At 42.8% G+C, this 12,073-nt stretch carries 12 protein-coding genes; 3 read left to right on the plus strand and 9 right to left on the minus strand.

Translation table 11 applies throughout. From position 1 onward, the window contains the following. Window positions 1-68 precede the first annotated feature (68 nt). The 3 genes from ACT3QP_RS12780 to ACT3QP_RS12790 all read right to left on the minus strand — a co-directional run bounded on the left by ACT3QP_RS12780 (window position 69) and on the right by ACT3QP_RS12790 (window position 2,886). Window positions 69-1,049: a TauD/TfdA family dioxygenase gene (locus ACT3QP_RS12780; protein ID WP_192992363.1), complete on the minus strand. Its 981-nt coding sequence runs from the start codon at window positions 1,047-1,049 to the stop codon at window positions 69-71. 67 nt (window positions 1,050-1,116) lie between these two features. Next, complete coding sequence (locus tag ACT3QP_RS12785) at window positions 1,117-1,986, minus strand: phytanoyl-CoA dioxygenase family protein (RefSeq protein ID WP_068407008.1); 870 nt, start codon at window positions 1,984-1,986, stop codon at window positions 1,117-1,119. Window positions 1,987-2,025: 39 nt separating this feature from the next. Continuing rightward, complete coding sequence (locus ACT3QP_RS12790; RefSeq protein WP_226945132.1) at window positions 2,026-2,886, minus strand: transporter substrate-binding domain-containing protein; 861 nt, start codon at window positions 2,884-2,886, stop codon at window positions 2,026-2,028. A gap of 209 nt (window positions 2,887-3,095) precedes the next feature. Between ACT3QP_RS12790 and ACT3QP_RS12795 the strand changes: the two genes are divergently transcribed. After that, on the plus strand, window positions 3,096-3,845 hold the full coding sequence (locus ACT3QP_RS12795; protein WP_087813574.1) for a class II aldolase and adducin N-terminal domain-containing protein: 750 nt from the start codon (window positions 3,096-3,098) through the stop codon (window positions 3,843-3,845). Between the two features lie 157 nt (window positions 3,846-4,002). On the opposite strand, the gene ACT3QP_RS12800 is transcribed toward ACT3QP_RS12795, so the two are convergent. The 5 genes from ACT3QP_RS12800 to ACT3QP_RS12820 are packed head-to-tail and all read right to left on the minus strand — an operon-like array spanning window position 4,003 to window position 8,797. Beyond that, entirely contained in the window at window positions 4,003-5,517 is a 1,515-nt protein-coding gene (locus ACT3QP_RS12800; RefSeq protein WP_192992362.1) for an amino acid ABC transporter permease/ATP-binding protein, read from the minus strand. A 33-nt stretch (window positions 5,518-5,550) separates the two neighbouring features. Then, window positions 5,551-6,687 (minus strand): acetylornithine deacetylase, encoded by a 1,137-nt coding sequence (gene argE / locus ACT3QP_RS12805; protein WP_192992361.1) that lies wholly within the window; start codon window positions 6,685-6,687, stop codon window positions 5,551-5,553. Window positions 6,688-6,696: 9 nt separating this feature from the next. Then, the gene (locus tag ACT3QP_RS12810; protein ID WP_444525767.1) at window positions 6,697-7,665 is read right to left on the minus strand and encodes a LysR family transcriptional regulator; all 969 of its coding nucleotides are present in this window, start codon (window positions 7,663-7,665) and stop codon (window positions 6,697-6,699) included. Between the two features lie 26 nt (window positions 7,666-7,691). Then, entirely contained in the window at window positions 7,692-8,363 is a 672-nt protein-coding gene (locus tag ACT3QP_RS12815) for a DUF1028 domain-containing protein (RefSeq protein ID WP_192992359.1), read from the minus strand. 26 nt (window positions 8,364-8,389) lie between these two features. Continuing rightward, a complete protein-coding gene (locus ACT3QP_RS12820; RefSeq protein ID WP_192992365.1) occupies window positions 8,390-8,797 on the minus strand; it encodes a RidA family protein in 408 nt (135 codons plus the stop codon). A 319-nt stretch (window positions 8,798-9,116) separates the two neighbouring features. Between ACT3QP_RS12820 and ACT3QP_RS12825 the strand changes: the two genes are divergently transcribed. Continuing rightward, window positions 9,117-10,379, plus strand: a complete 1,263-nt coding sequence (locus ACT3QP_RS12825; protein ID WP_192992358.1) for a flavin-containing monooxygenase — start codon at window positions 9,117-9,119, stop codon at window positions 10,377-10,379. 371 nt (window positions 10,380-10,750) lie between these two features. Then, window positions 10,751-11,020, plus strand: coding sequence for a hypothetical protein (locus tag ACT3QP_RS12830; protein WP_226940908.1), 270 nt, complete (start codon window positions 10,751-10,753; stop codon window positions 11,018-11,020). A gap of 251 nt (window positions 11,021-11,271) precedes the next feature. Here the strand turns inward: ACT3QP_RS12830 and ACT3QP_RS12835 are convergent. Continuing rightward, window positions 11,272-12,073 (minus strand): IS256 family transposase (locus ACT3QP_RS12835; RefSeq protein ID WP_444525768.1); only part of this gene is annotated, 802 nt, incomplete at its 5' end.

A 12,073-nucleotide genomic window follows, 5' to 3' on the forward strand; every position in this document is an offset into this window, starting at 1 on the left:
CTTTGTGAGTCAGACAAAGCTGCCTGACTCAAGCAATCCACTCTCCGATATAGTCGGGGCGGTTCAGTTCAAGAGATAGATGAGAAACCATTTCTACCAGGAAAATCAGGCGCTAATTGCCTTGCATTAGGCATTTTCAACCATAATCTTACTAACTTACGATTTTTATCTATCTCATCATAATCTACAAAAGAAGTTCTTGAATGCATTACAATATAGTTATTGCATAGTTGTATATCACCAGGCTCTAAAATCATATTAATTCTTAGCTCATTTCGATGACTTATTTCATCGAAAATATTAAGTGCGTCCTTTTGTACTCTAGATAATGGAATATTTTTTCTTTCATGTCCAACCTCAATATATTGTCTTAGGTACCGACATGCTAGCTTGCCTTCCCAATAACTAAATATGGGGCTTAATGAGGGTTCATCTTCACCAAGATGGTTATAATAAGCTGGATGATAATAGTAGGCTAGATACTCTGGATATTCTTTTAAAATTGTATTATAAACTGTCGCAAAACTTACCAAACTACTTTCCCCACCTTCTTTCGCTTTTCTTATGGATAGAAGACCTACAACGTCCGACATATCAGAGTGGTAGGGTAAATTAGCATTTGTTCGATAGACTCTTGTTTGTTTATTTTTTACATCCCCTGCATTTTCCACATAGCCTAACAGTTGTTGTTGTATATTCTGGGTTACAGGCATACCTAAATACAAGCCCAAGATATAATAAATATCTATAAGCTCCTCTTCATTAAATCGTTTGACATCTAAGCCTTTTATTACAATAAAACCATAGCCATTCTCAAGTTGATCCGATATTTTATCGATAAAATTTAAAAACTTTTCATCTTTAATATGTATATCATCTTTATTAAAGTGAGGAGCTTTTTTCCCTAGATTAGTGATATGCTGATGTGCCGCATCCAAAACTGACAATAAATAATCATCAAGTCTAATTATCCAATCATTATTATTGATAATATCATTGCCGAACCAAGCGCATTTCTCTTCAATAGGGGATGTTAATATTGTTTTCATTTCGTTAACCTTTGATACTAAAATAATCTTATTAGACAATATGCCAGATTTAAAATCTAAAATCAGACTAACCCATCGTTGCCATTTCTTGCTGAGTGAAAAACGATGCACCCTTAGGTATTTCTGGCAGCTGTACAAGGTTGGGAGTCAATCTAACATTACCACTTATCACGCCTTTTACCAAAGCGCCTTCATGCTTACTTGGTAGCGGGTTTGGTGATAGCGCATGTGCATCTTCTGCCTTGTATACGGAGATGAATAAGTATCTGGGCAAGTCGCTTTTGTTCGGCCCTGATGAATGCAGCAACCTACTATGCATAAAGCATATAGAACCTGGCTTACCGATACAGGGTACAAACTGTTGGCATTTTTTCGCTTCTATGTCATCACTCACTTTACCCACAAACTTCCCATTTTCCCAATGGGAAAACAGATCTTCTTTATGACTACTGGGCACCACCAGTAGTGGTCCGTTTTCCATCGTAACCTCACCGATCATTAGTAGTGCCGTCAGCATGTCATCGTTGGTGTGCGGCGTAAATGGAAAGTCTTGATGCCATTTGACGGTAGTCGACGTATTGGGCAACTTGGCATTGATTTTACTATGGTGAAAGCATGTGCCATTACCGCCTATCAAGTCGCTTGCCATTTCTGACATATTGGATTTAAGTGCTATATCTGCAAAGGACTCAGATATTTCTGTCGGTGATGTAACACGGCGTAGAGAGGGGTTTTTAGCACTGTGATCTTTTGGATCGATATCAAACCTTGCTCTACCATCTAATGTTGAACCCCAAGCTTCGGCATGTACCTTACTCTCATCTATCCAAAAATTTATTTGATTAAGAAGGTCTGTGAGATCAGTAGAGTCAATAGCGTTTTCTACTACTAAATAACCTCTATCGTGATACTGCTTAATTTGTTCATTGGTTAACATTTAATACTCCTTCCTTTTTTACTTATGCTGCTTATCCGATTAATTCATTATTTGATCGATATCTGCTTGGCTTGGAACGGTTAGACCGTAGACGCTCAGTATTTTTTCTAGATCACCAGACTGTTTCATTTTTTCTATACCGTCCGAGATGATTTGATAAGTTTCAGTATCACCTTTTTTCACACTAATCCCGCCGACAATAGGATATAGCTCTTGTGTTGAAGTGATTTTCACGCGATCGCCAAGTTTCATTTCCGCGGCTTTCATGACGGCAGCATCATCATATTGAATATCTACAGCTCTAGAGAGCAATGCTTGAGAGGTTTGCGGTGAGGTTTCGTATTCACGAATTTCGATAGCGCCTTGGTTTTGTTCCACGCATTTGGCGGATATTTTTCCTAATTGATTGACAAATTCTGTGCCTTTCATCGCACCAACCTTTTGACCACATAAGTCATCTGCCCCTTGAGGTGCAAGGTCTGAGTCACCACGCACCAGCAATGAGATGTCGGTCTTGTAATAAGGAATCATATCAATCTGCGCTAAGCGATCTTTAGTGATGTACATTGCTGAATACAGCACATCAAACTTGTCCCCTTTTAGCCCAGGAATGAGGTTTGCAAATCTGGTATCTTCCCATTTGGGTGTGATATCACCATTAAGCTCCGCTACTTTGGCCATAATCTCCACATCTACCCCGCCCGGATTGCCCTGCTCATCCAAATACTCATAAGGCGGAAAGGTCATATCAGAGCCTATGGTTAGTACTCGTTTATCAGCACCTGCGCTCTCAGTAGCAGTGGCGCTGCTTTCTTGACTACTGGTAGGTGCTTCACTCGAACAGGCATTTAATACTAAGCCTGCAGCGGCAGAAAGTAATATCATTTTTAATGGCTTCATCGTAGTCATTCCTAGTGGGTTAATGAATTTAAACAACCGTATTAAATGTGTTGGTAACATCTTTATCGCTTAACTCAGTTATACTAAAGACGACCTATTAAAAGCAATTTTGAAAAACCTACCCACTACTACTGCAAATCCTATTTAAAAAAATCGCTTTGTTTTCAATACACTCTGTATAGTAATAATTTTACATACAGAGGTGATTTATGAATGACTTTAAAAACAACAATCTTAAAAGCGAAGAACAGGCACGCATTGACCTTGCCGCTTGTTTTCGTTGGTTTGCACGTCTGAACATGCATGAGGCAGTCGCCAACCATTTCAGTGCGTCGGTATCTGAAGATGGTAGTCAATTTCTGATCAATCCAAAATGGCAACACTTTTCGACCATTAAAGCGAGTGATTTAATCTTGTTAGATACCAATAATCCTGATAATGAGTTATTGGCAAAAATTGACCCAACCGCGTGGGCTATACACAGTCAAATCCATCTATTAAGACCAGATATCAAATGCGTGCTGCATTTGCATCCGATTTATACGACTACCATCTCAACGCTAAAAGATCCGACCATTAAACCGATTGATCAAAACACGGCGCGCTATTTTAATCGTGTGAGCTACGATGATTGTTATCAAGGTATGGCTGATAGCAATGCGGAAGGCAAACGACTCGCCAGCTTATTAGGCGAGCATAGTCGTCTGATGATGGGCAATCACGGGGTACTTATCGGCTCGCACAGCATCGGTGTGGCATTTGATGACATGTATACCATTGAGCGCGCCTGCCAAGTGCTCACAACCGCCTATGCGACCAATCAGCCATTGCGCCTCATCCCTGATGACGTCGCAGAAAAGACGGCTCAAGATTGGGAGTCTATAGAGGACTTTAGCGAAGCACATTTAGAAGAGATTAAAAGGTTACTGCTGATACAAGAACCTGATTTTATTGAATAATTTTTTTAGTAAAAACTTTGTTTGTCCAGCCTATCCATACTTGTCTGATATAAAAAATGCAATACTAAAGAAAAAGCCCTTATATACGATCATATAAGGGCTTTTTTGGCGACTCTGATTGATATAAAAACTGATCTATGAAAACGAGTTCTTACTTTTAATTAATATTTTGTACAAACTGGTTGAAGCGCTCGTTGGTACTGTTTCTCAGTACCTCAGGTGATCCTTGCTCAACAATATGACCACCTTCCATAAAGATGACACGGTCGGAAATATCGAATGCAAAGCTCATTTCATGCGTGACAATAATCATGGTCAAGCCTTCTTTGGCAAGCTGTTCCATTACTCTTAATACTTCACTGACCAGCTCAGGATCTAAGGCAGACGTTGGTTCATCAAACAAGATAATAGAAGGTTCCATCGCGAGAGCTCTGGCAATCGCTACCCGCTGCTGTTGCCCACCTGAGAGCTGATGCGGGTATTTTTTTGCATGGGCCTTCATACCGACTTTGTCGAGCATCGCAATTGCGGTCAGCTGATTGATGCCTTTGTCATATACCTTATGGTACTGAGGTGCCAGCATGATATTTTCTAAAACAGTCTTATGCGGGAATAAATTAAAATTCTGAAACACCATACCGATATTTATAATTTGCTCTTTAAAGGGCTTAGATTTATCGGTCAGAACAGTATCTTTTAGAAAAGGATTACCCATCAAATTAACCGTGCCTTTATTAAGTGTCTCCAAGCTATTTAACGTACGAATAAAAGTAGTTTTCCCTGAGCCTGATGGGCCAATAATAGACACCACCTCGCCCCATTTCACGTTAAGGTCAATACCCTTTAGTACATGGTGCTCGCCATAGGATTTGTGAATATTAATGGCTTCCAGTGCATAATCACCTTTGCGTTCTTGGTTTATTTCTTTGTAATTATTCAATGATTTATTGCTACTGATATTACCAACCAACTCACCTTCTTTCAAAATACCGGGCTTCTTTTGCGTAATATCGATAAATTTTTCAAAGCGTTGAATCAAGAAGCCAAAAACAGTGACAATCAAGATGTAGTAAAACGCGACCGCCAACATGGTTTCAAGCACCAAGAAGTTCTGTGCATACAAACGCTGTCCAACCAGTAGAATTTCTGTCAGAGAAATAACCGATACCAGTGAGGTGAGTTTAACGATAACGACGAATTCGTTGCTCAATGTAGGTAAGGCGATTCTTAGCGCCTGTGGCACCACAATCAGTCGCTGAATACCCATCGGCTTGATACCTAACGCCTTACCTGCTTCTATCTGAGCTTGATGGACTGAGTTGAGACCACCGCGATGAATCTCAGCAATATAGGCGGTCTCACATAACGTTAAGGCAATTAGACCAGACATGAACGACGAAGATAAGATCACGCTGGTTTGTGGAAACACCTGCGGCATACTGTAAATGAAGATCAAAAGTACCAACAAAGGAATACTGCGAAATAACCAGATATAAGCGCGGCTTAATAACGAGACAGGTTTGAGTTTAGATTTTTTGCCCAGTGCCATCACAAAACCTAGGACGATACCCAAAATCCATACCAATACACTAAGTTCAATCACAGTTAAGGTGGCTTGCCAGAAGTTTGTGTCTTTTAGCAAGCTAAAAGTATATGCCCAATCAAATTGCATGATCTGTCCTCTAAAATTCGTTAAGGAATGAAGCTATAACAACGTCGCAACAAGCTTGTCTAAAAAGTGACTGCAAGCGTTTAATTGACTAATAGCAATGTATTCATTGGGTTTGTGAGCAACCTCGATAGAGCCTGGGCCACAGACCAAAATGGGAGAGTCAAAACATTGTTGGAACAAGCCTGCCTCTGTACCAAAAGAGAGTTTGGTGATGTTGGACTGCGGCAATAACGCTTGGATACTTTTTAATTCTGGCTGCGTTTGGTTGGTCATTAGCCCAGGATACTGATTGATGTCTTGCAGCTCATAACGATAGCTGGCATCTTTTGCCGCAAAATCCTTTAAGATCTGTGTTTGAATCGCGGCAATACTGTCTTCTGCGACATTGCGAATTTCATAATCTAATTGACACAGATTGGGTACGACATTTAACGCGGTACCGCCGTGAATCTTGCCTACATGAATGGTGGAGTAAGGAATGTCATACCCCGTATCCAGATGTCCTTCTTTGGCAACCACTTGCTGACTGTCAATCAAGCTTTGTACAAAGGCACTGGCCGCGTGAATGGCATTGGTATAATTTGGCGCAAGAGCGGAGTGTCCTTCTGTGCCATAAAACTGCACTTGAAACACGGCTTTGCCTTTATGACTGGTAGCCACATCCATCAAGGTCGGCTCCCCTATAATCACCACTCTAGGCGGGACAATTAAGCTGCTCAGTTGCGTTAGGATGTGCCTGACACCCACGCAGCCGATCTCTTCGTCATAGGATAGGCACAGATGCAGGGGATAAGTTAAGGGCATGTCCGCGGCCCTTTTCATTATGACTAGCGCGCAGGCAATGAACCCTTTCATATCGGCGCTGCCACGACCATAAACATTGTTATTTTTTATGACGGCCTCAAAAGGGTTAGTGTCCCAGTCTTGACCATCAACAGGTACCACATCGGTATGGCCTGACAACAATACGCCAGCGCTGTCTTTAGGGCCTGTGCTAATGAATAGATTGGCTTTGTTCTGCGCGTCGTTATAATCGATAGTGATGTCGATATTCTTATGATCTAAATAGTGTTTGACGTAGTCAATCAGTGGTAAATTACTCTTATAAGAGGTGGTATCAAAAGCAATGAGTTGTTCTAATACGGCTAGGCATTCTGAGTGATGTTGCATTTGCCTTCCTTATTCTTTTTGGTTTTTGATATGTGCTTCGGAGAAATACGAGACACTCATGCCAGGTATGTATTGGTTGGAAATAAAAGCTTGGCAACGACTTGAAAAGGCCTGTTGGACATTGGTCAGTGTGGCGTTTTTGGGCGTGGCGATGCCGATTTTCATGGGCCTCATATCACCAGATATTCTAACCATGACCAACTTTTTACCATCGTTAGATAAGTTGCTCTTTGGGCGAACATTTAAGATGGTGTAGCCAATGTTGTTACCCACCATCGAGCGAATCACATCAACATATTTACAGGTGTCGATAATGTTGGGCTTGAGGTTGTTTTTGCGAAACAAAGATAGGAAGTAGTCATTACTGTAGGGCATATCGAGCAGGATCATTGGATATTCGGCCAACTCTTCTAACGTCACCGCCTTGTGCTTGGCCAGCGGGTGCGTCTCAGACAATAAAACGTACGGCGGTAAGTCAGCCAGCGGTGTAAAATTGATGACGTTCTCATCGATATGTAAGTCGTACAGTAAAGCCAGATCTAAAGTGTTTTTTGTGAGCTCTTGCGTTAAATTGTGATGATCGTCAATCACCGCTTCTACATCTACCTGCTTATACAAATTTGCAAATCCATGTATGATTTCAGCGTAAACAAAAGGCGCAAAGGCTGAAAAACAGCCGACTTTGATCTTGCCGCGCATAATGCCTGTGAAGTCAGCCGACATTGAATACAGATCAGAGGATTGTGCCAAAATCACTTTACAGGCATCTTTGACCTGCTCGCCGATCTCGGTCAAAAGCAAGCCTTTAGCATGCTGGCGAATGAACAGCTGGACATGAAGCTCTTGTTCCATATGTGCAATCGCAGCCGATATTGACGGCGAGGAGATATGTATTTTTTCAGAGGCAATGATGATACTGCCGATTTCTGCGGTAGTGACAAAATATTCCATCTGACGTAACGTAATTCGACTTAACACGATAGATCCTTTTATTAAATAGCGGTTTATAAATCTCCAGGCACGCCATAGCTCGGTGAAATGGTAGGATTCAAGGCTCGCACAATATAGTCATCTAATTGCGGCTCATATATGTCCCATAATTTCTGTAAGTCCTCTATGGGCGTGTCTGACCAATCCACTCGTAGATCGACAATCGGCCACGTGGCTTTGTCTACTACCAGCAAGCCTGCCGAATGCACCTCCCCTTCTTCACCGCCCGCGTGATAACCCGATACTAAGCTTTCAAGCAATCTGCTGGCAAGAGAGCCTTCGCTTTGCTCAAAAGTCATGAGCATCTTTTCAGGAACAGCTGTGCTAGACAGCATATTACCAGCACAGGCAGCACGTTTACCTTGCGCAGTCGCAAACGTCCCCAAGGTATGCTCACCGCTAAATACAAAAGGTGCATCGGTCGCGCTAAGTGCCATCAGCTGCCGATACTGAATAAACTCAGTGCTCTTAATCAGCTCATGACCGGCATCGATCGGGGTTAGGTTGTATTGCATCATTTCAATCAGTATTTGCGACAAGTTAGGGTCAGTGATGTTTTGACTAGCAACTACGCCAACGCCTGCCTTGGCACGAATACAGCGAGAGGCCACGGCGGGTGATGAGGAGCTGATCGCTGCACCCAACTGCCCTGTTTTTTCACATCGCGCAATAATAGAAAATGTCATTATATATCCTTAGTATAATTATGGTTTTAAATTACAGCGGTCGCATCGATCTCAACCAGCCATTCAGGACGTGCTAGCGCAGAGACTACAATGCCCGTAGAGACAGGATGTACACCCTTTAGCCAGCGCCCAACCACCCGGTAGACGTCTTCGCGGTATCTGGGGTCTATGATATAGATGGTGATTTTGCAGATGTCAGTCAGCTCACCACCTGCCTCTTTTAGCAGCATACTGATGTTGTGCATCGCTTGCTCGGTTTGGCCTTTGACATCACCCACACACACGCTCTCACTCGTATCTAGGTCTTGGCCGATTTGCCCACGCAAAAACACAATACTGCCTTTTGCGACGACTGCTTGGCACAAGTCGTTATCGATATTTTGCTCAGGGTAAGTTTCTTGGGTATTAAAGGTTCGAATACGGGTATGTTTCATAGATGTCATGGTTGATCTCTTATCAGTCTCAATTCTTCAAGAAGATGGACAGTATGTAATGGTTAAAGGATGTGCTATCGCCTTACAAACAGTATGTCGCAAATCAAATTCAAGGCAAATTAAGATTTCCTTTCCAGTGGTTAGGCTAAGCCATATCAGAGTGATTCGGTTTTTTTGAGGTAGCTATTCAGGACATACGATTGTCATTTTAAATACAGAAAAATTAATATGATTTGGGTGGATGTGACCTTGATAGAGAGTCATATCTTCAAAAAGTAATGATTCAAAATATTAATTTTTATGCAGAGAGAATGGTCATATGTCAATCGATAATAAAAGTGTAGACACACTGATTGTGGGTTCAGGTCAGGCAGGTATTGCGATGAGTGAGCATTTGGGCCATCTCGGTATTGAGCATGTCGTCTTAGAAAAAAATAGAATTGCCGAGGCGTGGCGCACGCGTCGATGGGATTCATTAGTCGCCAACGGTCCCTGCTGGCATGATAAATTTCCAAATATGGACTTCCCTCATGATCCAGACAGTTTTGTGCCGCACGGCGAAGTCGCTGAGTATTTTGAAAACTATGCCAAGATGATTGACGCACCGATTGAGACGGGCGTAGAAGTACAAAACATCGTTAAAAATAAGAACAAAAAAGGCTTTAGCGTCACCACCAGTCAAGGCACGCTTTTTGCCAATAATGTCGTAGTCGCCACAGGACCGTTTCAAAAGCCACTTATTCCTAAAATTGCCCCACAAGACACCAGCCTGTATCAAATACACTCGGATCACTATAAAAATCCCGAGCAGCTGCCTGAGGGTGCGGTACTGATCGTCGGTGCTGGCTCATCAGGAGTGCAAATTGCCTCAGAGCTAAATAGTGCAGGTAAAAAGGTATACTTATCCGTTGGCCCGCATGAGCGTCCGCCGCGCAAATACAGAGACAGAGACAACGTGTGGTGGCTGGGTGTTTTGGGCACATGGCATGAGACCACGCCGCCGCAACGGCCGATTAAGGGGTTTGCAGTGAGTGGTATGAATGGCGGACAAAGCGTTGATTTTAGAAAGATGGGTCATGAGGGTATCACCCTAGTTGGCATGACCAAGGCATTTACCGACCATACTGTATCGTTTAACGATGATTTGGTTGATAACATCGTCAGTGCCGAACAAAGCTATTTAGACAATCTTGAAGAAATGGACAGATACATTGAAAACAATGGTCTAGATTTGCCTGAGGAGCCTGAAGCAAAAGTGTTGATGGATATGCCTGAGTGTATGACCATGCCCATCGACGCGCTCGATTTTGACAAAGATAATATCACCAGTATTATCTGGGCATCTGGCTTTGGCTATGATTACCACTGGCTCGATTTTGATATTTTTGCAGACAATGGCGCACCGATACACAACAAAGGTGTCACTAGCGAGCCGGGTATTTATTTTGTCGGGTTGCCGTACTTGTCGGGCAAAGGCTCTAGCTTTATTTGGGGTGTGTGGCATGATGCGAAGCGTATTGCTGAGTATATAGAGATCCAAAGACACTACCAGCGTTATCAATCCTCTAAAAAAACCGAATAATAGTTTTAGAAGAGAGGTCTATATTCTGAGTGATTGTCAGTTTATGCTGAAAAACCAGAAATTATGACGTGAAATAAAAGCTCAATTTGCAGCATTCGCACTGCAGTCATTTGTTAGGTGGTCTTGGCTGTATATGGATGCCGCTCTTCACAGCTGTTGTCGAAGAGCTTTTTGAATTAACTCGCTCAGTCGGGCTCGCTGCTTGCCGACCTCATCAAAGTTATCTGGCGCTAGCCATTGTAAAAATGCCCGATAAAAAGCCGGCCATTCGGCATCGATAACGGAGAACCACAGCGCTCATCGAAACAGGCGCGACTATTTCATTCGACCCTATTGGCGGCGGCAAGCTGTCCAGCGATATTCTAAACTGTATGGAAGCCGCAATTACTCACGATGTAGAAGAATACAGCGTCTATGGGTCAGACACCTTTAAACAAGCCTATATTTATGGTGCCTTAGACCGCGGCCCGATCACCCTAAACCGTAACTTTGGTTTTGCGTGGGGCGTTAATGGATTCTTATTATTTAATGCACTTGGCAAGCTGGGCAGTGAAACGGTGAAAGCAATGCGTAAGCGTGTGGCAGAAGAAATCACCACCACCTTTGCGAGCAGCTATACTCATGAAGTCACGCTAGAATAAGCACTGCAATTAAAATCAATCGCCGCCTATGGCAAACAAGCGACTGGTGAGAAGTATTTGATTAAGCCTCAAGGCTAATGGTTGTTTGAAGCGTCATTTAGAAGCCGCTTTGTAACAATAGAAAAGCAGATATCGATGATATCTGCTTTTTTTTGCTTAATTGTCATGGCAAGTGATGGGACTTACCTGATAGCTGGAGTTATGCTAATCCTAGCATTCTGAGACCATCCCGAATTCTGTGTAACTGCCGTTTAGATTAAATGCTTACTGATACGATCATCAAACATAATCATAAAGCGATTTAAAGCAGACGTCCAGTTACGGATTGGCATCGACCATTTTTTGGATGCTTGCTGGGTGGCTAAGTACACCACCTTGAATGCTGCCTGATCAGAGGGAAACACCTTACGCTTATTCACCGCCGTTCGAATCACACTGTTTAGCGACTCTATCGCATTGGTGGTATAGATCACTCTTCTGATATCTTTAGGATAACCAAAGAACACCGTTAAGCCCTCCCAGTTATTGCGCCAAGACTTAACCACGTGCGGATAGTCCTTACCCCAAGTATCATCAAAGTGCTCAAGGTTGGCCTCTGCCAGCTCAAGCGTATCAGCACCGTAGATGGCCTTTAAATCAGCTGCTACGGCCTTTTTATCCGTCCATGGTACAAACTTCATGGAGTAACGCACCATATGCACGATACACAGCTGAACCTGAGCGTTGGGGTAAACGGTGTTAATGGCATCAGGGAAGCCCTTTAGACCATCGACACAGGCAATGAGAATATCTTGTACCCCGCGGTTTTGTAGCTCAGTGAGAACACCAAGCCAGAATTTAGCGCCTTCATTCTCTGAGAGCCACATACCAAGCAGCTCTTTTTTACCATCAAGTCCCACGCCTAGCGCCAGATAGATAGCCTTGTTGATGATCTGCTTGTCTTGACGTATCTTCACGACGATGCAGTCCAAATAGACGATAGGATAAACACTGCTCAGTGGCCGGTTCTGCCATGCAGTGATGTCCTCTAAGATGTTGTCAGTGACTCTTGCA

Origin of the sequence: Psychrobacter sp. AOP7-B1-24, assembly GCF_052376215.1 — a bacterium.
Classification (GTDB): Bacteria; Pseudomonadota; Gammaproteobacteria; order Pseudomonadales; family Moraxellaceae; genus Psychrobacter.